Below are 282 nucleotides of genomic sequence, written 5' to 3' on the forward strand. Positions count from 1 at the left end.
GGTAGCTGATAGGTAGCGACTCGTCCTCGTCGAGCAGGCTGAACTCATACGGCGGGCCTGCCAGCTCGCCGATCACGTCGAGTGCTCTCTTGCCGAGCGAGTCGCGTTGCGGGTGTTCTGCGAGTAGGCCGATCATTTCGTCGATCAAGCGGAGAACCAGCGGATCGGTACGTCCCAGTTCGTAGACCACGACCCCGAACTCTCGAGCTTGGACGAGCACCGTTTCGAGTGATTCTCTACTTTCGGCTGGCGCCGTGTTGAGCCATGAGCGCTGTTGTGCCG

Annotated in this window: 1 pseudogene; it reads right to left on the reverse strand. The window is 60.6% G+C overall.

Features of this window, described 5'->3' with window-relative positions:
* Window positions 1-220: pseudogene (locus GV790_RS30075) on the reverse strand (hypothetical protein); the annotation flags it as partial.
* Window positions 221-282 lie beyond the last annotated feature (62 nt).

This window comes from Nocardia cyriacigeorgica (assembly GCF_010858045.1).
Lineage (GTDB): Bacteria > Actinomycetota > Actinomycetes > Mycobacteriales > Mycobacteriaceae > Nocardia > Nocardia cyriacigeorgica_E.